Origin of the sequence: Achromobacter sp. 2789STDY5608621 (assembly GCF_001299375.1) — a bacterium.
GTDB lineage: Bacteria > Pseudomonadota > Gammaproteobacteria > Burkholderiales > Burkholderiaceae_B > Achromobacter > Achromobacter insuavis.
The window spans coordinates 43,491-62,921 of the sequence record NZ_CYTU01000031.1; the positions used below are offsets into that span (position 1 = coordinate 43,491).

Below are 19,431 nucleotides of genomic sequence, written 5' to 3' on the forward strand. Positions count from 1 at the left end.
TCACAGCCCGGGCTTTTCATGTCTCAACACCAGGCGCGCAAGCGCTTTGGCCAGAACTTCCTGACCGACGAGAGCGTGGTCGAGTCGATCGTGCGGGCGGTCAACCCCGCCCGCGGCGATACCGTGGTCGAGATCGGTCCGGGCCTGTCGGCGCTGACGCGGCCGCTGCTCGAGCGGCTCGATCACCTGACCGCGGTCGAGATCGACCGCGATCTGGCGGCGCGCCTGCGCAAGCAGTTCGAGGAAGGCCGCCTGACCGTGGTCGAGGCCGACGCGCTGACGGTGGACTTCTCGCAGTTCGGCGCCGGACTGCGGGTGGTGGGCAACCTGCCCTACAACATCTCCAGTCCGCTGCTGTTTCACCTGATGACCTGGGCCGACCATGTCCGCGACCAGCATTTCATGCTGCAGCGGGAAGTGATCGACCGCATGGTGGCGCAACCCGGCAGCGGCGATTTCAGCCGCCTGTCCGTGATGCTGCAGTCGCGCTATCGCATGCACAAGCTGTTCGACGTGCCACCCGAGGCGTTCGATCCGCCGCCCAAGGTGGTGTCGGCCATCGTGCGCATGGTGCCGCTGCCGGCCGAACGCCTGCGCCCGGTCAGCGCGCGCGCCTTCGAGACCGTGGTGGCCCGCGCCTTCTCGCAGCGCCGCAAGATGCTGCGCCGGGTGCTGGCCGACTGGGCGCCGCAGGTGCCCTGGGAAGCGCTGGACATCGCGCCCACCGCGCGCGCCGAGGATATCTCGGTGGACCGCTACATCCGCCTGTCGGACGCGCTGGTCGAGGCCGGCGTGCTGCAGCGCGGTTGATACCGCAATCCCAAAAAAGCCCGCGTCGAGCGGGCTTTTTTTTGTGACGCCGCGTTGTGCCGTGGCTACAGCATGCGCTTCTGCGCCGCCATCCACAGTTGCATCACGTCGCGGGCGCGGTCGTGCAGCAGCCGTTCGGCATCGGCCAGGGCCTGTTGCAACGTGATGGGACCCGGCGCCAGGCTGAAGGCGGCGCTGATGCCGCCCGCGTGGAGCGCTTCGTAGCCTTCGCCCAGCGAGCCGGCCAGCGCCACCACCGGCACGCCGGCCTGGTGCGCGATGCGGGCGACGCCCGCGGGCGTCTTGCCGCGCAGGGTCTGCGCGTCCATGCGGCCTTCGCCGGTGAAGGCGAGCGTGGCGCCCTCCATGGCCTGCGCCAGGCCGCCGAGTTCGGCGACGATCTCGACGCCGGGGCGGAAGTGCGCGTTCAGGAAGGTCTTGGCGGCGAAGCCGAGACCGCCGGCCGCGCCCGCGCCGGCGTCATCGCGGCGGTCGCTGCCCAGCTGGCGCGCACAGACGTCGGCGAAGTGGCCGAGCATGGCGTCCAGCGCCAGCACCTGTTCGGCCGTGGCGCCTTTCTGCGGACCGAAGATGTGGGAGGCGCCCTGCGGGCCGCACAGCGGGTTGTCGACGTCGGAGGCGATGACGATGCGCGTCTTCGCCAGCCGCGGATCGAGGCCGCGCGGGTCGATGCTGGCCAACTGCCCCAGCGCGCCGCCGCCCGGCGGCAGGCTGTGGCCGTCCTGGTCGAGCAGGCGCAGGCCCAGCGCGGTCAACATGCCGGCGCCGCCGTCATTGGTGGCGGAGCCGCCCAGGCCCAGGATGATGCGTTCGGCGCCGGCGTCCAGCGCCGCCAGGATCAGCTCGCCCACGCCATGGCTGCTGGCGCGCATCGGGTCGCGCTTGGCCGGCGCGATCAGTTCCAGCCCGGCGGCCGCGGCCATCTCGATGATGGCAGTGCCGTCTTCGAGCAGGCCCCACACGGCGTCGACCTTGTGGCCCAGCGCGTCGTTGACGGTGCGCTCGCGCGCCTGGCCGCCGGCGGCCGCCAGCACCGCCTCGACCGTGCCTTCGCCGCCGTCGGCCATCGGGATGCAGACGGTCTGCGCCCCGGGGCAGGCGGCCTTGACGCCGCGGGCGATGGCCGCGGCCGCGTCCGGCGCGGAAACGCTTTCCTTGAAAGAGTCGGGTGCGATGACGATTTTCACGAGGCCTGCCACGGTTCGTTGGGGACGGGATGTCGATCATGATACCCGCGTGTCCGCCGCCGTCGTACCATAGCGCTTTCGTTGTTCATGTGAGAGTGGATCGCCATGCCTGTATTGCGCCGCACCAAAATTGTCGCCACCCTGGGGCCCTCGACGTCGACGCCGGAACGCATCGACGCCATGATCAAGGCAGGCCTGGACGTGGCGCGGCTGAACTTCTCGCACGGCAGCGCCGACGACCATCGCGAGCGTGCCCGCCTGGTGCGCGAGAGCGCCGCGCGGCAGGGCCGCTTCGTCGCCATCATGGGCGACCTGCAGGGCCCCAAGATCCGCATCGCGCGCTTCACCGACAAGCTGGTGCAGCTGCAGGTGGGCCAGCCGTTCACGCTGTCGCGCGTGCATCCGAAAGAGGCCGGCACGGCCAGCATCGTCGGCATCGACTATCCCGAGCTGGTGACGGACTGCCGCGTCGGCGACGAGCTGCTGCTCGACGACGGCCGCGTGGTGCTGGTGGTCGACCGCGTCGAGGGCGACGAGGTCCACACCACCGTCACGGTCGGCGGCCCGCTGTCCAACAACAAGGGCATCAACCGCCGCGGCGGCGGCCTGTCGGCGCCGAGCCTGACCGACAAGGACCGCGTCGACATCAAGCTGGCCGCTGAAATGCAGCTGGACTTCGTGGCGGTGTCGTTCCCGCGCTATGGCAGCGACATCGACGAGGCGCGCGAACTGCTGCGCGCCGCCGGCAGCGAAGCCTGGATCATCGCCAAGATCGAACGCGCCGAAGCGGTGGCCGACGACGAAGCGCTGGACGCGCTGATCCGCGCCAGCGACGGCGTGATGGTGGCGCGCGGCGACCTGGGCGTGGAAGTGGGCGACGCAGAACTGGTCGGCATCCAGAAGCGCATCATCCAGCACGCCCGCACCCTGAACAAGGTGGTGATCACCGCGACCCAGATGATGGAGTCGATGATCTCCAGCCCGATCCCGACGCGCGCCGAAGTGTCGGACGTGGCCAACGCGGTGCTGGACTACACCGACGCGGTGATGCTGTCGGCGGAAAGCGCGTCGGGCGCTTATCCGGTCGAGACGGTGCAGGCCATGGCGCGCGTCTGCCTGGGCGCGGAAAAGCATCCCACCAGCACGCAGTCGCATCACCGCCTGGGCGAGACCTTCACGCGCTGCGACGAAACCATCGCGCTGGCGGCCATGTACGCGGCCAACCATTTCCCGGGCGTCAAGGCCATCATCGCGCTGACCGAAAGCGGCCACACGCCGCTGATCATGTCGCGCATCCGCTCGGGCGTGCCGATCTACTGCTACAGCCCGCACAGCATCACGCAGAACCGCGTGACGATGTTCCGCGGCGTCTACACCATTCCGTTCGCGCCGTCGGACTACGAGCCGGCCGACCTCAGCAACGCCGCCATCGACGAACTGAAGAAGCGCAATCTGGTGAAAGAGGGCGACTGGGTCATCCTGACCAAGGGCGACTTCTACCGCGACAGCGGCGGCACCAACGGCATGAAGATCCTGCTGGTGGATTGAGCGGTCCCGTGGCGCGCCGGGCCTGCAAGCAGGCTTCGCGCGCCGTTCAACCGAAGAACCAGTAGCACACGCCGATGGCCGCCAGCACGCCGGCCAGGTCGGCCACCAGCGCGCAACCCACCGCATGGCGCGCGCGCAGGATGCCGACCGAGCCGAAATACACCGCCAGCACGTAGAAGGTGGTTTCGGTGCTGCCTTGCACCACCGCGGCCAGCAGCGCGGGGAAACTGTCCACGCCGAAGTGTGTCATGGTCTCGAGCATCATGGCGCGCGCCGCGCTGCCCGAGAACGGCTTGACCAGCGCGGTCGGCAGCGCGTCGACGAAGCGCGTGTCCCAGCCGGCATTGGCGGCCAGCCAGCGGATGCCGTCGAGCAGGAAATCCAGCGCGCCCGAGGCCCGCAGCACGCCGACCGCGCACAGCATCGCCACCAGATAGGGCAGCAGGCTCTTGGCGATGTCGAAGCCTTCCTTGGCGCCTTCGATGAAGGCCTCGTAGACCGGCACCTTCTTCCAGGCGCCGACGATGAGGAAGGCCAGCAGGATGCCGAACAGGGCCAGGTTGCCCATCAGCGACGACAGCGCGGCGATGGCGCTGGCCGACATGCTGGCCAGCAGCGCCATGAAGCCGCCCATGACCAGCGCCGCGCCGCCCAGCCACAGCATCACGACGGGATCGATCAGGCGCAGGCGCTGGCATGCCGCCACCGCCAGGAAACCGGCCAGCGTCGACGCGCTGGTGGCCAGCAGGATCGGCAGGAACACCAGGGTGGGGTCGGGCGCGCCCTGCTGCGCGCGGAACATGAACAGCGTCACCGGCAGCAGCGTCAGCGACGAGGCGTTGAGCACCAGGAACAGGATCTGGGCGTTGCTGGCGGTGTCGGGCCTGGGGTTGAGCGATTGCAGTTCGCGCATGGCGCGCAGGCCGATGGGCGTGGCGGCATTGTCCAGGCCCAGGCCGTTGGCGGCGAAGTTGAGCGTGATCAAGCCGATCGCGGGGTGGTTGCGCGGCACCTCGGGCATCAAGCGCGCGAACAGCGGCCCCAGCAGCCGCGCCAGCCGTTCCACCAGCCCGGCGCCCTCGGCGATGCGCAGGAACCCCAGCCACAGCGTCAGCGTGCCGAACAACAGCACCATCACCTCGACCGACACCCGCGCCATGTCGAACAGGCTGGCGACCATGGCGCGGAACACGTCCGGGTCGCCGATGGCCAGCCAGCGGTATAGCGCGGCCACGGCGGCAGTCAGGAAGAAGCCCAGCCAGAGTTTGTTCAGCATGCGGTGTGTGCCCGGATAGCGATTGGATTGCGCACCAGCGCGGGGAGGCCCATTGTCGCAGAGTCGGACCGGTGGGGTTTGGCCCCGATGGCCCAATTCTGGTACTTTGCCCTGATATGCCCAGTGGCATCGAACGAGAGGGGAGCACATGGATTTCAACGCATGGCGCCGGCGCCGCATCTCCGAACCCGCGTACCGCTGGGCGCGCAACGCGATGCCGCCGCTCTCGGCCACCGAGCGCGAGGCCATCGAGGCCGGCGACACCTGGTGGGAAGCCGATCTGTTCACCGGCAATCCCGACTGGCGCAAGCTGCTGGACGTGCCCGCCGCCGCCCTGACGCCGGATGAGCAACGCTTCATCGACGGCCCGGTGGCGCAGCTGTGCGCCATGCTGGACGAATGGGACATCACCTGGCATCGGCGCGACCTGCCGCCCGAGGTCTGGGCCTTCCTGAAGGCGCAGCGCTTCTTCGGCATGATCATTCCCAAGCGCCACGGCGGCCTGGGGTTCTCGCCCTACGCGCATTCCGAGGTGGTGCGGCGTATCTCGGCCTATTCGATCACCGCCGGCGTCACGGTCATGGTGCCCAACTCGCTGGGGCCGGGCGAGCTGCTGATGCAGTTCGGCACCCAGGCCCAGCGCGACTACTGGCTGCCGCGCCTGGCCGACGGCCGCGAGGTGCCGTGCTTCGGCCTGACCAGTCCCGAGGCCGGCTCGGATGCCGCCTCCATGGTCGATACCGGCGTGGTCTGCCGCCAGGTGGTGGAAGGCCGCGAGCTGATCGGCGTGCGCCTGAACTGGCACAAGCGCTACATCACGCTGGGGCCGGTGGCCACGGTGCTGGGGCTGGCGTTCAAGATGTCGGACCCCGACGGCATCCTGGGCGAGGCGCGCGACATCGGCATTTCCGTGGCGCTGGTGCCGACCGACGCGCCGGGCGTCGAAATCGGCCGCCGCCACCTGCCGGCGATGCAGGTGTTCCAGAACGGACCCAATCGCGGCCGCGACGTGTTCGTGCCGCTGGACGCGCTGATCGGCGGCGTCGAGCGCGCCGGCCATGGCTGGCAGATGCTGATGAGCGCGCTGGCGGCGGGCCGCGGCATTTCATTGCCGTCGCTGTCGGCCGCGGCGTGCGTGATGAGCGCGCACGCCACCGGCATGTACGCGCGGGTGCGCGAGCAGTTCGGCATCCCCGTCGGCAAATTCGAAGGCGTGCAGGAAAAGCTCGCCAGCCTGGCGGGCAATGCCTACCTGGTGGAAGCGGCCCGGCGCCTGACCTGCGCGGCGCTGAACCAGGGCGTGAAGCCGGCGGTGGTGTCGGGCATCATGAAATACCACGCCACCGAGCGCATGCGGGTGTCGGTCAACGACGCCATGGACGTGCATGCCGGCCGCGCGGTGATCGACGGGCCCAGCAACTACCTGGGCGCGCTGTACCGGGCGGTGCCCATCGCCATCACGGTCGAGGGCGCCAACATCCTGACGCGCAACCTGATCATCTTCGGCCAGGGCGCGATCCGCGCCCATCCCTACCTGATGCCGGAGATCCTGGCGCTGGGCAATCCCGATGAAGAGCGCGGCATGGAAGTGTTCCATGACGTGTTCTGGCGCCACCTGCGCCATACCGGCATGAACACGCTGCGCGCCATCGGCCGCGCCTGGACCGGCGGCGTGCTGGCGCCGTCGCCGGTGTCCGGTCCCACCGCCGGCCATTACCGCCGGCTGGGCCGCTATGCGGCCGGCTTCGCGCTGCTGGCCGACGCCACGCTGGCGCGGCTGGGCGGCGGCCTCAAGCGCCGCGAGATGATCTCGGCGCGGCTGGGCGACATCCTGGCCGAGCTGTACCTGCTGTCGGCCGTGCTCAAGCGCTGGGAGGACGAAGGGCGCAAGCACGACGATCTGCCGCTGGTGCGCTGGTGCATGGAACAGGGCTATGCCGAGATCGAGAAGCGCATGGACCAGGTGCTGTCGAACCTGCCGGGCCGGCCGCTGGCCTGGGCGCTGCGCGCGGCCATCCTGCCGTTGCGGCTGGCCAAGGGGCCGGGCGATGCGCTCAGCCGCGAATGCGCGGAACTGCTGCTCAAGCCGTCGCCGACCCATGTGCGGCTGGCGGCCGACCTGCAGCGCGTGTCAGGCAGCGGCGGCCAGGGCGATGCCGATCCGCTGGCGCTGCTGACCCGCGCCTTCGCCCTGGTGGACGCGGTGCAGCCGATCCGCGATCGGCTGCGCCAGTCGGGCGTGCGCGATTGGCGCGAGGCGCACCGGCACGGCGCCATCACGGCGACGCAGGCCGCGCAACTCGAAGAGGCCGAGGCGATCGTGTCGCGCGTGCTGCAGGTGGACGATTTCGCGCCCGAGGAATTGTCGCCGCGGGACGATCAGTCGTCCTGATTCGGGTCCATGCCCGGGAACAGGATTTCGGTGAAGCCGAACTTCGAGAAATCCTGGATCCGGGAAGGATAGAGTCGGCCGATCAGGTGGTCGCATTCATGCTGCACCACGCGGGCGTGGAAGCCCTCGGCCTCGCGGTCGATGTCACGGCCGTAGGGATCCTTGCCCTGGTAGCGGATGTGGCGATAGCGCGGCACCAGGCCGCGCAGCCCCGGCACCGACAGGCAGCCTTCCCAGCCGTCTTCCATGTCGTCGGACAGCGGCGTGATGACCGGGTTGCACAGGATCGTCTGCGGCACCGCCGGCGCGTCGGGATAGCGCTCGTTGCGATCGAAGCCGAAGATGACCAGCTGCAGGTCCACGCCGATCTGCGGCGCGGCCAGGCCCACCCCTTGCGCCGCCGCCATGGTCTCGAACATGTCTTCGATCAGGGCGTGCAGTTCGGGGGTATCGAAGCGCTCGACCGGCGGCGCGATGCGCAGCAGCCGGGGATCGCCCATTTTGAGGATGGAGTGGATCATGGCGATGGTGGAAAAAAAGTGGTCCGTCGTTAGAAGGGGGCTTTCCCCGCCGGGCCGCCCCAAGGGGAAAGAGCCCCCTCGGGGGGCAGCTAGCCCACGCAGAGGGCGCGGCGTGGGGGCTTAATCCTCCGCCGGGCCGCCCCAAGGGGAAAGCGCCCCCTCGGGGGGGCAGCTAGCTCACGTAGTGAGCGCGGCGTGGGGGCCTCAATCCACTCGTCCCTTTTTCTGGATGAATTCGATCTTGTAGCCGTCCGGGTCCTCGACGAAGGCGATCACGGTGGTGCCGTGCTTCATCGGGCCGGCCTCGCGGGTGACCTTGCCGCCGCGTTCCTTGACCTTGTCACAGGCTTCGTAGGCGTTGTCGACTTCCAGGGCGATGTGGCCGTAGCCGGTGCCCAGGTCGTACTTGTCGGTATCCCAGTTGTGGGTCAGCTCGATCACGGCGCCTTCGGATTCATCCTGGTAGCCGACGAACGCCAGCGTGAACTTGCCGTCGGGGTAGTCGTTGCGGCGCAGGACGCGCATGCCGAGCACGTTGGTGTAGAAGTCGATGGACTTGTCGAGGTTGCCGACTCGCAGCATGGTGTGGAGCATACGCATGGTGGAATTCCTTAAGCGATGAGGGGGGGCGGGAAGCCGTGGACGTGTCCGGCGGACTCCCTGGTTATGCCGAGGTCTTGCAGCGCGCCGCCCATGGCGTCGACCGCAAGCCGCATCTGGTCGGGCCCGAAGGCGCCGATGCAACCCACCCGGAAAGTGGGCAGTTCGGTGTTGGTGAAATTGCTGAGCACGAAGCCGCGCTGCTTGAGCGCGTCCACGAACAGCTGCAGGTTCCAGGTCGGCGCGTCGGGCGCATGCACGTTGACGACGATCGGGCCTTGCAGCGCGGGCGGCAGGTAGGGGCTGAGCCCCAGGCCGGCCACGCCGTCGTAGAGGGTGCGCATGTTGGCGGTGTAGCGCGCCAGCCGGGCTTCGCGGCCTTCCTGATGATACAGCTCCAGCGCCACGGCCAGCGCCGCCAGCGTCGGCGCCGGCGGCGTGAAGCGCGGGCCGGCGTTGGGCGCCAGGGTGTGCTGGTAGATGTCGGCCAGGTCCAGCGACCAGCTGCCGGCGTTGCCGCGCGCGGCCTCCAGGCTGTCGCGGCGGCCCACCACGAAGGCGGCGCCGGGCAGGCCTTCCAGGCACTTGTTGGCGGTCAGCACCACGGCGTCCACGGCCGGCAGGGCGCGCATTTCCAGCGGCAGCGCGCCGAAGGCCGAGACCGCGTCGACGATGACGCGGCGTCCCAGCGCGTGGGCGATGCGGGCCAGTTCCGGCACGTCGTGGCAGATGCCGCTGCCGGTCTCGCTGTAGACCAGCGCCACGTGCGTCAGGCTCGGGTCCTGCTCCAGCGCCCGCGCCACGGCCTGGGGATCGACGCGGTCGCGCACGCCCACGTACAGCGGCACGGCGACGCGGCCGGCCTCGGCGGCCAGCTTCTGCAGGCGGCCGGCGTAGGCGCCGGTGGACGGCACCAGCAGGCGGCCGCCGGGCGGCACCAGGGTGCGGATCGCGGCTTCCACCGCGAAATGGCCGCAGCCCGGCAGCGCCAGCGCCACGTGCTCGTCCGCGTCGGCCTCGGCCACGCGCAGCACGCTGGCGCAGACCTGGCGGTACAGTTCGCGGAATTCGTTGTCCCAGGGCGCATAGTCCTGCGCCATGGCGGCCTTCACCCGTGCATCGGTCGTGACCGGGCCGGGAATCAGCAGAAGCATGGTGTGTCTCCGTGGGTACTCATGCGAGGCTTCTTTTAGTGTGAACAGGCCCTGGGCCGGTTGCGGGGGCGTCGCGCACCGACCCTAGAATTGGGGCAGCGAGGCCGGGTCGTGGCGCCGCAGCACGTTCTTCGCTTCCTCGAAATCGGGCAGGATCTGGCCGACTTCGCGCCAGAAGTCCTGGCTGTGGTTCATTTCGCGCAGGTGCGCCAGTTCGTGCGCGATGACGTAGTCGATGATGGCGGGCGCGAAATGGATCAGGCGCCAGTTCAGCATGATGTTGCCGTCGCTGGTGCACGAGCCCCAGCGCGTGGCCGCCGACGACAGACGCCAGCGGCGGATCTTCAGGCCGCTGATCTGCAGGAAGTGCGCCAGCCGGGCGCCGAACCAGGCGCCGGCGCGCTGCTGCAGCCAGGCCTGGGCGGCGTCGCGGATGCGGCCCTGGTCGGCATCGGCCGGCAGGGCCAGCCACAGCGTGTCGCCATCGGCCGGCGCTTCGGCATCGCCCGACAGGCGGGTCTGGCGGCTGTCGCCGCCCACGCCCAGCACGATGCGCTTGCCCAGGTAGGGCAGTTCGCCGCCGGCCTGCCAGCGCGTGTGCGCCATGGCCAGCTGCTGCTTGCGGGTGTGCCATTCGCGCAGCTTGGCGACGATCCAGCGGGATTTCTCGCGCACCGCGTCGTCGATCTGCGCCAGCGTGACCCAGTTGGGCGCCGTGACGCGCAGGCCGTCGTCGGTGATGACGAAGCCGATGCTGCGGCGGCGCGAGCGCAGCAGCACGAAGCCGATGGGTTGCGGGTCGGTGTCCACCTCGCGCCAGCGCGCGCCGGGCGGCAGCGGATCGGGGCAGGGGGTGGGCACGCGCGCGGCGGCGTTGGGCGACAGCGTCAGCAGCGGTTCGCCGGCCGGCTTGGGCGCGGAGGAGGCAGGGGGAGGGAACAGCGGCGCGGGCGGCGTGGCCGCCGGCGCCTTGCGTGGCGCGGGAGACGCGCTCAAGGGCGACGCGTCGGCAGACGCGTCGGAGTCTTGCACGTCGAACAGGAGTTCGAGCTGGTCAGTGCTGGGCATACCTTTCTGGATTGAGACGCCGCATTTCCCCTTCGATCCAGTCCTGGACTTTCTGGTTCAGTTCCTCGGGGGAGATTCCCTTCGATTCTATCGCGGGACCGATGGACAGCGTAACCATGCCCGGATATTTGACGAAGGCGTTGCGGCGCCAGCATTCGCCGGCATTGTGCGCCACCGGGATGACCACCGCGCCGGTGCGCGAGGCCAGCAGCGCGCCGCCCATCTTGAAGCGCGCGGTCTTGCCCGGCGGCACGCGCGTGCCTTCCGGGAACAGCAGCGGCCAGCGGCCTTCGTCCAGCCGGACCTGTCCCTGCTTGACCACCTGGTCGAAGGCGTCGCGGCCCTTGGCGCGGTCGATGGCGATCATGCGCAGCAGCGCCAGGCCCCAGCCGAAGAACGGCACCATGTGCAGTTCCTTCTTGTAGACGAAGCACACCTCGCGCGGCATGTAGGCCGGGAAGAACAGGGTCTCCCAGGCCGACTGGTGCTTGGACAGCAGCACCGCCGGGCCGTCGGGCAGGTTTTCCCAGCCCTTGACCTGCCAGCGGATGCCGCAGAACACCTTGGCGCCCCAGATGGCCAGGCGCGGCCAGCCCACCGTGAGCTTGTAGCGCAGGTGCAGCGGCAGCGGCGCCCACAGCACGCAGGCGAACGCGTACGGGATGACCGTGACGGTCAGGAACAGGAAATACAGGAACGAGCGCAGCCGGGCCATCAGTTGTCCTGCAGCAGGGCGTCGGCCACGGCCGACAGGTCGTCGCAGACCCGGGTGTTGTCGGGCAGGCCGCCCTTGGCCAGCGTCTTCTTGCCGTTGCCGGTCAGCACCAGCCAGGGCGAGCAGCCGGCGGCGGCGGAGGCCTGCAGGTCGCGCAGCGAGTCGCCCACGGCCGGCACGCCGGCCAGGTCGACGTCATAGCGGTGGCCGATCTGCTCGAACATGCCGGGACGCGGCTTGCGGCAGGTGCAGTCGTCGTCCGGGCCGTGCGGGCACATGAAGACGGCGTCGACGCTGCCGCCGGCCGCGGCCAGCTCGCGCCGCATCTTGGTGTGGATGGCGGTCAGCGTGTCCATGTCGAACAGGCCACGGGCCAGGCCCGACTGGTTGGTGGCGACCACCACCGTCCAGTCCGCCTGGGTCAGGCGGGCGATGGCCTGCAGGCTGCCGGGCAGGGCGATCCATTCGTCGGGACTTTTGACGAAGGCGTCGCTGTCCTGGTTGATGACGCCGTCGCGGTCGAGGATGATGAGCTTCACTGTGCCAGCCTGGAAATGTCAGCGACCTGGTTCATCAGGGTGTGCAGCTGGCCCAGCAGCGCCAGCCGGTTGGCGCGCACCGCCGGGTCTTCGGCCATGACCATGATGTCGGCGAAGAAGGCGTCCACCGGCTCGCGCGCCTGCGCCAGGGTGCGCAGGTTGGCGGCGAAGTCGCCGGCTGCCAGTTGCGCCTCGGCCTGCGGGCGCAGCGCGGCGATGGCGGCGGCCAGCGCCTTTTCGGCGGGCTCGACCAGGGCGGCGTCATTGACCGCGCCGATCTCGCCCTCGGCCTTCTTGAGCAGGTTGCCGATGCGCTTGTTGGCGGCCGCCAGGCTGGCGGCCTCGGGCATCTGCGCGAAGGCGGCGGCGGCGCGCACGCGCTCGGCCACCTGGTGCAGCGGCGGCGCCAGGGCGATGACGGCCTCGACCGCATTGCGGTCGTGGTCGTTGATCAGCTGGTTGCGGTAGCGCTCGTAGATGAAGGCGCGCACCTCGGCCAGCGTGTCGGCGGGGATCTTGCCGGCCGGGAAGGTGGCGGCGGTGGCGGCCAGCAGGCCGTCCAGCGACAGCGGACCGTCCTGGTTGAGCTTGAGCCAGCCGCCGGCGGCCAGCTGCTCGAAGGCGCTGATCAGGCCCAGCGCGGCGCGGCGCAGGCCGAACGGGTCGCGTTCGCCGGTGGGCGCCAGGCCGATGGCCCAGATGCCGACCAGGGTCTCGGCGCGTTCGGCGATGAACAGCGTGGCGGCGGTCAGGTCGTCCTGCGAGACCGGCGTGTCGTAACGGTTGCGGTACTGGGTGCGCAGCGCCTGCACGACGCTGTCCGGCTCGCCGTCGCCGGCGGCGTAGTAGGCGCCCATGATGCCTTGCAGCTCGGGGAACTCGCCCACCATGTTCGAGCCCAGGTCGGCCTTGGCCAGCAGCGCGGCGCGGTCGGCGGCGGCGACGTCGCCGCCCAGCTTGCCGGCCACATCGCGGGCGATGGCGCGCACGCGCTCGACGCGTTCGAGCTGGGTGCCCAGCTTGTTGTGGTAGACGATCGAGCCCAGTTGCTCGACGCGCGCGGCCAGCGGCGTCTTGCGGTCGGTTTCGAAGAAGAACTGGGCGTCGGCCAGGCGCGGGCGCACCACGCGCTGGTTGCCTTCGACGATGTTCACCGGGTTGTCCGTGTGCATATTGCTCACGATCAGGAAGCGGTGCGTCAGGCGGCCGCTGGCCGGGTCGAACAGCGGGAAGTACTTCTGGTTCAGGCGCATGGTCAGGATCAGGCATTCCTGCGGCACTTGCAGGAACTGTTCCTCGAACTCGCCCACGTAGACGGTGGGGTGTTCGACCAGGGCGGTGACTTCATCGAGCAGGGCGGCCACTTCGGGGTCGTCGCCCAGCGTGGCCGACAGGCGGCCGGCGTGGTCCAGCAGCTGGCGCTGGATCTCGTCGCGGCGGCCTTCGAACGAGGCCACCACGCGGCCCTTGTCGGCCAGGGTGGCGGCGTAGGCGTCGGCATCGGCGATGGCGATGGCGCCGTCGCTCATGTAGCGGTGGCCCAGCGTCTTGCGGCCGGCGGTCAGGCCGAGGGCGCTGACCGGAACGACGTCGGCGCCGAACAGCGCGATCAGGCCGTGCGCCGGGCGCACGAACTTGACGGTGGTTTCGCCGTCGGCCAGCTGGTAGCGCATGACCTTGGGGATCGGCAGGCCGTCGATGGCCGCGTCGATGCCTTCCTGCAGGCCGGCGGCCAGCGCCGCGCCGGGCGCGGTGCCGCGCGCGACCAGGTAATCCTGCTTGCCGTCGGACTCACGTTCCAGGGTGGCCAGGTCGATGTTTTCCAGGCCCTTGGCGGCCAGTTTCTTCTGCAGCGCCGGGGTGGCCTTGCCGTCTTCGGTCAGGCCGATCTTCACCGGCATCAGTTTTTCGGCATAGGCCTGGTCGGGCGCCTGGGCCAGCACGGCCGACAGGCGCACCGCCAGGCGGCGCGGCGTGGCGTAGGGCTCGACGGTGCAGCCGTCGGCCAGCAGGCCGTGGCGCGCCAGCGTGGCGCGCACGCCCTCGGCGAAAGCCTGGCCCAGCTTCTGCAGGGCCTTGGGCGGGAGTTCTTCGGTCAGCAGCTCGACCAGCAGGGGGCGGATGTTCGTCGTCATTTTTATGCAACCTCCCCAGTGGAGGTGTCGTGCCCCGATCTGGAGAAGTTGAATTGTCTGAGAAGTACGGGTTGGCCCGGCGCGACTACATGTGCCAAGGGCGGGGCTTCAGCGGCCTTGTCGCGGCCCAGCATGGGAAAGCCCAGTCGTTCGCGGGAATCGTAGTAGGCCTGCGCGACGGCGCGCGACAGGTTGCGGATGCGGCCGATGTAGGCGGCGCGCTCGGTGACGCTGATCGCGCCGCGCGCGTCCAGCATGTTGAAGGTGTGGGCGGCCTTGAGCGTGGCTTCATAGGCCGGCAGGGCCAGCGGCACGTCCATCAGGCGCTTGGCCTCGGCTTCGTAGTCGTTGAAGTGCGCGAACAGCATCTCGGCCGACGAATATTCGAAGTTGTAGGTGGACTGTTCCACTTCGTTCTGGTGGAACACGTCGCGGTACAGCACGCGGCGGCCGTTGGCGCCTTCGGTCCAGACCAGGTCGTACACGCTCTGCACGTCCTGCAGGTACATGGCCAGGCGTTCCAGGCCGTAGGTGATCTCGCCCGTGGTCGGGGTGCAATCCAGGCCGCCGACCTGCTGGAAGTAGGTGAACTGGGTCACTTCCATGCCGTTGAGCCAGACTTCCCAGCCCAGGCCCCAGGCGCCCAGCGTCGGGTTTTCCCAGTCGTCCTCGACGAAGCGGATGTCGTGCTGCGTCGGGTCGATGCCCAGCGCCTTGAGCGAACCGATGTACAGGTCCAGGATTTCCGGGGGCGCGGGTTTCAGCACCACCTGGTACTGGTAATAGTGCTGCAGGCGGTTGGGGTTCTCGCCGTAGCGGCCGTCCTTGGGGCGGCGCGAGGGCTGCACGTAGGCCGCGCGCCAGGGCTCCGGGCCGATCGCCCGCAGGAAGGTGGCGGTGTGCGAGGTGCCGGCGCCGACTTCCATGTCGTAGGGCTGCAGCAGGGCGCAACCCTGCTTGTCCCAGTATTCCTGGAGCGTAAGGATGATTTGCTGAAAGGTGAGCATAGGATTCTTGGAATTCGGTCGCCGGGCGACGTCTGCCGTGGGCGTGGGAAACCGGGCATTTTAACTGCCCCGGGGCGGCCTCGGGGCCGGACCCCGGGATTGCGGTTACATCCTGGCGGTTACATATCGGGCGGGGCGTGCTCCAGGCGGACACGGCCCGGGCGCCGCCCTGCGGCGGCCGGGCATTGGTCGTATCATTCCAGGTTGACCAGTCTTATATAAAACCAACATCCCCAAACCCCGGAAGGAGCATCCGCATGTCTGACCTGATCAAGGTGGAAGTCGCCGACGGCATCCAGATCATCACCATCAACCGCCCCGAGGCCAAGAACGCCATCAACCTGGAAACCGCCCAGGCCATGGCCGCCGCCCTGGATCAGCTGGACAGCCGCGACGACGTGCGCATCGGCATCCTGACGGGCGCGGGCGGCACGTTCTCGTCGGGCATGGACCTGAAGGCCTTCGCCAAGTCGGGCCAGCGCCCCTACGTCGAAGGCCGCGGCTTCGCCGGCCTGAACGAAGCGCCGCCGAAAAAGCCGCTGATCGCCGCCGTCGAAGGCTACGCCCTGGCTGGGGGCTGCGAAATGGCGCTGGCGTCCGACCTGATCGTGGCCGCCAGCAACGCCAAGTTCGGCCTGCCCGAGGTCAAGCGCGGCCTGGTGGCCGGCGCCGGCGGCATGCTGCGCCTGCCGCGCCGCCTGCCGTACCACATCGCCATGGAAGTGATCCTGACCGGCGACATGCTGGGCGCCGAGCGTGCCTACGGCTTCGGCCTGGTGAACCGCCTGACCGAGCCGGGCGGCGCCCTGGCCGGCGCGTTGGAACTGGCCCGCGCCATCGTCGAGAACGGCCCGCTGTCGGTGCAGACCGCCAAGAGCATCGTGGCGCAGTCCGGCGACTGGACCCAGGAAGAGATGTTCGGCCGCCAGCGTCCGCTGATCGCCCACATCTTCTCGTCGGCCGACGCCAAGGAAGGCGCCACCGCTTTCGCTGAAAAGCGCAAACCGGTCTGGCAAGGAAAATAAAATAAGCTGCACCCCATCGCGCGCGGCCGGTTCGCCGGCCGCGTTTTCATGTTTCCCTCCGTAACCCGCATATCGCCATGTCCGTCCTCATCAAAGAAGAAGACTTCATCCAGTCGATAGCCGATGGCATCCAGTTCATCAGCTATTACCACCCCGTCGACTACATCCGCCACCTGGCCCGCGCCTACGAGCGCGAGGAAAGCCCGGCCGCGCGCGACGCGATGGCCCAGATCCTGACCAACTCGCGCATGTGCGCCGAGGGCAAGCGCCCGCTGTGCCAGGACACCGGCATCGTCAACGTGTTCCTGAAGGTCGGCATGGGCGTGCGTTTCGACACCAAGCGCACCCTGCAGGAACTGTGCGACGAAGGCGTGCGCCGCGGCTACCTGAACCCGGACAATCCCCTGCGCGCCTCGGTGCTGGACGATCCGCTGTTCGCCCGCAAGAACACCCGCGACAACACGCCCTGTATCCTGCACGTCGAGCTTGTCCCGGGTGACAAGGTCGACGTGCAGCTGGCTTCGAAGGGCGGCGGTTCGGAAAACAAGTCGAAGTTCGCCATGCTCAACCCCAGCGACTCGCTGGTGGACTGGGTGCTCAAGACGGTGCCGACCATGGGCGCCGGCTGGTGCCCGCCGGGCATGCTGGGCATCGGCGTCGGCGGCACCGCCGAAAAGGCCATGCTGATGGCCAAGCAGTCGCTGATGGAAGACATCGACATGTACGAACTGCTGGCCCGCGGCCCGCAGAACAAGCTCGAAGAACTGCGCATCGAGCTGTACGAGAAGGTCAACGCGCTGGGCATCGGCGCCCAGGGCCTGGGCGGCCTGACGACCGTGCTGGACGTCAAGATCAGCACCTTCCCGACGCACGCGGCCTCCAAGCCCGTCGCCATGATCCCGAACTGTGCGGCCACCCGCCACGCCCACTTCGAGCTGGACGGCTCGGGCCCGGCGCGCCTGGACCCGCCGTCGCTGTCGGAATGGCCGGAAGTGCACTGGGCGCCGGACTACAACAAGTCCAAGCAGGTCGACCTGAACACGCTGACGAAGGAAGAAGTCGCCAGCTGGAAGCCGGGCCAGACGCTGCTGCTGTCGGGCAAGATGCTGACCGGCCGCGACGCCGCGCACAAGCGCATCCAGGACATGCTGGCCAAGGGCGAGCCGCTGCCGGTGGACTTCACCAACCGCGTCATCTACTACGTCGGCCCGGTCGATCCGGTGCGCGACGAAGTGGTGGGCCCGGCCGGTCCGACCACCGCCACCCGCATGGACAAGTTCACCGACATGATGCTGGAGCAGACCGGCCTGATCGCCATGATCGGCAAGTCCGAGCGCGGCCCCGTCGCCATCGAGTCGATCAAGCAGCACGGCTCGGCCTATCTGATGGCCGTGGGCGGCGCGGCCTACCTGGTGTCCAAGGCGATCCGCGGCGCCAAGGTGCTGGGTTTCGCCGACCTGGGCATGGAAGCCATCTACGAGTTCGACGTGAAGGACATGCCGGTGACCGTGGCGGTTGACGCCCAGGGCACCTCGGTCCACACCACCGGCCCGAAGGAATGGCAGGCCCGGATCGGCAAGATCCCGGTCGCCACGGCGTAAGCCGGCGGCGGGAACGCGAAACGGGCGCCGGAGACGGCGCCCGTTTTTTTTATCCCTGCCGGCGCGTGTCGGGGCCCGCCGTCTGCGCGGGCTTCGTTGGCCGGCTCGATCCAGGTCAGTAGCGCACGTACTCCAGCGCCGGTTGCGAGGGCGCCGGGGAGCCGGCCGCGGCGGCCCGCGCCGACGCGGTCGGCCGCGCCGTCACGGGCCGGTCATGCACGTCGTAGGCGCGCTGCAATTCGTGCGCCGCCTCGGCCGTCATCTGGGTGATGTCCTCGGTCACGTCGCCCAGCTTGGCCGATTGCGCCAGCGACACCTCGACCACTTCGCCCATGATCTCGGTGACCCGCCGCGACGAGGTCACGATGTTCTCCATGGTGGCGCCGGCGGATTGGACCTGTTCGGCGCCGCTGCCGATCTGCTGGACCGAGGTGGTGATCAGGTCCTTGATCTCCTTGGCCGCGGACGCGCTGTTCTGGGCCAGGCTGCGCACTTCCGCCGCCACCACCGCGAAACCCCTGCCATGGGGGCCGGCCCGCGCCGCCTCGACCGCGGCGTTCAGCGCCAGGATGTTGGTCTGGAACGCGATGCCATCCATGACTCCGATGATTTCCGAGATGCGCCGCGAGCTGTCGGTGATGGTGCCCATGGTGGCGACCACGCCGGCCACGGTCTTGCCGCCTTCCTCGGCGACCTGGCAGGCGTCGCGCGCCAGCGTGTTGGCCTGGCTGGCGCGTTCGGCGTTTTCGGTCAGGCCCTGGACCGCCACCCGCAGCGTCTGCGCGGCGGTGAAGCGCTTGGTGATGTCGGTGGCGAACTTCACCACCTTGAACGGCCGCCCCTCGGCGTCGAAGATCGGGTTGTAGCTGGCCTCGATCCAGACGCGGCGGCCGTTCTTGCCGATGCGCAGGTACTGGCCGGTGTCGTATTCGCCGCCGCGCAGCTTGCGCCAGAATTCCTTGTAGGCGGGGCTGCGGACCTCTTCGGGCAACACCAGCATGCTGTGGTGCCGGCCGCGCAATTCGTCTTCGCGATAGCCCATGGCGTCCAGGAACAGGTCGTTGGCGCGGATGATGGCGCCGTCCAGTTCGAACTCGATGATGCCCTGCACCTTGGAGATGGCTTCGAGCTGGCCTTCGGTGTCCGCCTGGCGTCGCTGCTGCTCGGTGACGTCGGTGGCGTACTTGACCACCTTGAAGGGCCGGCCGGCGGCATCGAGGATCGGGTTGTAGCTGGCCTGCAGCCAGACGTCGCCGCCATCCTTGTGGATGCGGCGATAGCGCCCGGCGTCGTATTCGCCGCGCTTGAGCTTGTCCCAGAAGGCCATGTATTCAGGCGAATCGCGGCGGTCGGGCGCGACGAAGATGCGGTGATGCTGCCCCAGCAATTCTTCAAGCGTGTAGCCCATGGCGTCGAGGAAATTCTGGTTGGCCATGAGCACATGCCCGTCCAGGTCGAATTCGATGACCGCCTGCGCCTTGTGGATCGCGGCGATCTGGCCGTAAAGATCGGCGCTTCGCGTGTCGCGCTTGCGACGGAACAGACGCTTGAGGGAAAACCAATGCATGTTGAACTCGAACGAAAATGTTCCGCCGCGTCATTGCGGCCGAGGTCTCGGAAGACCTCGGATTGCCGGCGTTCGCGACGCTGCGGGCGAACGGCGCGCAGTCAGGCCCAGGGCAGCGGCGCAAGCGGATAGTCAGTGGATTGGCGCCTGGGCACGCCGCCGTCGGCCTGCGGAATCCTTTATCAGTGGGTGACCGGCATCATAAGGTTCAGGGAGCGCAAAACCGCGGGTTGGGACCGGTTAGGCCGTCTGATAAAGGGAGCGG

16 protein-coding genes are annotated in these 19,431 nt (G+C 69.0%); 5 read left to right on the forward strand and 11 right to left on the reverse strand.

Features of this window, described 5'->3' with window-relative positions; all coding sequences use genetic code 11:
• Window positions 1-18 precede the first annotated feature (18 nt).
• The gene (rsmA, locus tag AOZ53_RS23420; protein ID WP_054433556.1) at window positions 19-810 is read left to right on the forward strand and encodes a 16S rRNA (adenine(1518)-N(6)/adenine(1519)-N(6))-dimethyltransferase RsmA; all 792 of its coding nucleotides are present in this window, start codon (window positions 19-21) and stop codon (window positions 808-810) included.
• Between the two features lie 65 nt (window positions 811-875).
• Here the strand turns inward: rsmA and AOZ53_RS23425 are convergent, their stop codons facing one another.
• The gene (locus AOZ53_RS23425; protein WP_054489571.1) at window positions 876-2,018 is read right to left on the reverse strand and encodes a glycerate kinase; all 1,143 of its coding nucleotides are present in this window, start codon (window positions 2,016-2,018) and stop codon (window positions 876-878) included.
• Window positions 2,019-2,123: 105 nt separating this feature from the next.
• On the opposite strand from AOZ53_RS23425, the gene pyk reads away from it, so the two are divergent.
• The gene (pyk, locus tag AOZ53_RS23430; RefSeq protein ID WP_054433558.1) at window positions 2,124-3,566 is read left to right on the forward strand and encodes a pyruvate kinase; all 1,443 of its coding nucleotides are present in this window, start codon (window positions 2,124-2,126) and stop codon (window positions 3,564-3,566) included.
• A 46-nt stretch (window positions 3,567-3,612) separates the two neighbouring features.
• Here pyk and AOZ53_RS23435 read toward each other — a convergent pair whose 3' ends face one another.
• On the reverse strand, window positions 3,613-4,842 hold the full coding sequence (locus tag AOZ53_RS23435) for a nucleoside recognition domain-containing protein (protein WP_054489573.1): 1,230 nt from the start codon (window positions 4,840-4,842) through the stop codon (window positions 3,613-3,615).
• 148 nt (window positions 4,843-4,990) lie between these two features.
• On the opposite strand from AOZ53_RS23435, the gene AOZ53_RS23440 reads away from it, so the two are divergent.
• The gene (locus AOZ53_RS23440) at window positions 4,991-7,234 is read left to right on the forward strand and encodes an acyl-CoA dehydrogenase (RefSeq protein WP_054489574.1); all 2,244 of its coding nucleotides are present in this window, start codon (window positions 4,991-4,993) and stop codon (window positions 7,232-7,234) included.
• On the opposite strand, the gene def is transcribed toward AOZ53_RS23440, so the two are convergent.
• From def to glyQ, 8 genes are all read right to left on the reverse strand, one after another.
• On the reverse strand, window positions 7,222-7,755 hold the full coding sequence (gene def / locus AOZ53_RS23445) for a peptide deformylase (protein WP_054433561.1): 534 nt from the start codon (window positions 7,753-7,755) through the stop codon (window positions 7,222-7,224). The two genes, AOZ53_RS23440 and def, sit on opposite strands and share 13 nt — an antisense overlap.
• A gap of 204 nt (window positions 7,756-7,959) precedes the next feature.
• Window positions 7,960-8,355 carry a lactoylglutathione lyase gene (gloA, locus tag AOZ53_RS23450; protein ID WP_006388855.1) on the reverse strand — a complete coding sequence of 132 codons (396 nt, stop codon included), beginning with the start codon at window positions 8,353-8,355 and terminating at the stop codon, window positions 7,960-7,962.
• Window positions 8,356-8,366: 11 nt separating this feature from the next.
• Entirely contained in the window at window positions 8,367-9,509 is a 1,143-nt protein-coding gene (locus tag AOZ53_RS23455) for a 2-aminoethylphosphonate--pyruvate transaminase (RefSeq protein WP_054489576.1), read from the reverse strand.
• Window positions 9,510-9,593: 84 nt separating this feature from the next.
• Window positions 9,594-10,577: a M48 family metallopeptidase gene (locus tag AOZ53_RS23460; protein WP_156333493.1), complete on the reverse strand. Its 984-nt coding sequence runs from the start codon at window positions 10,575-10,577 to the stop codon at window positions 9,594-9,596.
• Window positions 10,564-11,292: a lysophospholipid acyltransferase family protein gene (locus AOZ53_RS23465; RefSeq protein WP_054433563.1), complete on the reverse strand. Its 729-nt coding sequence runs from the start codon at window positions 11,290-11,292 to the stop codon at window positions 10,564-10,566. Before AOZ53_RS23465 ends, AOZ53_RS23460 begins: the two co-directional genes overlap by 14 nt.
• On the reverse strand, window positions 11,292-11,831 hold the full coding sequence (gene gmhB, locus AOZ53_RS23470) for a D-glycero-beta-D-manno-heptose 1,7-bisphosphate 7-phosphatase (protein WP_054474609.1): 540 nt from the start codon (window positions 11,829-11,831) through the stop codon (window positions 11,292-11,294). The genes AOZ53_RS23465 and gmhB overlap by 1 nt, the downstream gene beginning before the upstream one ends.
• Window positions 11,828-13,966, reverse strand: a complete 2,139-nt coding sequence (gene glyS, locus AOZ53_RS23475; protein WP_054489578.1) for a glycine--tRNA ligase subunit beta — start codon at window positions 13,964-13,966, stop codon at window positions 11,828-11,830. The genes gmhB and glyS overlap by 4 nt, the downstream gene beginning before the upstream one ends.
• Window positions 13,967-13,968: 2 nt before the next feature.
• Window positions 13,969-14,973: a glycine--tRNA ligase subunit alpha gene (gene glyQ / locus AOZ53_RS23480; RefSeq protein ID WP_231690670.1), complete on the reverse strand. Its 1,005-nt coding sequence runs from the start codon at window positions 14,971-14,973 to the stop codon at window positions 13,969-13,971.
• Window positions 14,974-15,230: 257 nt separating this feature from the next.
• Here glyQ and AOZ53_RS23485 point away from each other — a divergent pair, with 257 nt between their 5' ends.
• A complete protein-coding gene (locus tag AOZ53_RS23485; protein ID WP_006393032.1) occupies window positions 15,231-15,998 on the forward strand; it encodes a crotonase/enoyl-CoA hydratase family protein in 768 nt (255 codons plus the stop codon).
• Window positions 15,999-16,075: 77 nt separating this feature from the next.
• Window positions 16,076-17,599, forward strand: coding sequence for a fumarate hydratase (locus AOZ53_RS23490; RefSeq protein ID WP_054433568.1), 1,524 nt, complete (start codon window positions 16,076-16,078; stop codon window positions 17,597-17,599).
• A gap of 115 nt (window positions 17,600-17,714) precedes the next feature.
• Here the strand turns inward: AOZ53_RS23490 and AOZ53_RS23495 are convergent, their stop codons facing one another.
• Window positions 17,715-19,166: a methyl-accepting chemotaxis protein gene (locus AOZ53_RS23495; protein WP_054433569.1), complete on the reverse strand. Its 1,452-nt coding sequence runs from the start codon at window positions 19,164-19,166 to the stop codon at window positions 17,715-17,717.
• Between the last annotated feature and the right edge of the window lie 265 nt (window positions 19,167-19,431).